Origin of the sequence: Massilia genomosp. 1 (assembly GCF_011682185.1) — a bacterium.
Taxonomy (GTDB): domain Bacteria; phylum Pseudomonadota; class Gammaproteobacteria; order Burkholderiales; family Burkholderiaceae_D; genus Telluria_A; species Telluria_A rubra.
Genome location: NZ_WHJF01000639.1, coordinates 1 through 251 on the forward strand (window position 1 = coordinate 1; position 251 = coordinate 251).

1 pseudogene is annotated in these 251 nt (G+C 52.2%); it reads right to left on the reverse strand.

Features of this window, described 5'->3' with window-relative positions:
• Positions 1-119 precede the first annotated feature (119 nt).
• Positions 120-251 (reverse strand): annotated as a pseudogene (locus tag F1735_RS37260) (IS630 family transposase); the annotation flags it as partial.

Genomic DNA, 251 nt, shown 5'->3' on the forward strand with positions numbered 1-251 from the left:
AAACTGAACCCGATTCATCGTCGCCATAATCTTCTCCCGCCTGCGCCACCGCGCACGCATATGCAAGGTTGGACACGTAACGGCGACCAAAGTTCAGTTATGCTGAAGATCAGCGCTAATCACCTTACCTTTTGCAGGATATCGCGCGCAGTTGCTGTCCAAATAAATGGCTTCGGATTGGCATTGTGGTGCGCGACATATTGTTCGATTGCGGTTGTCAGTTCCGGTACGCTTTTGAACACGCCACGCCG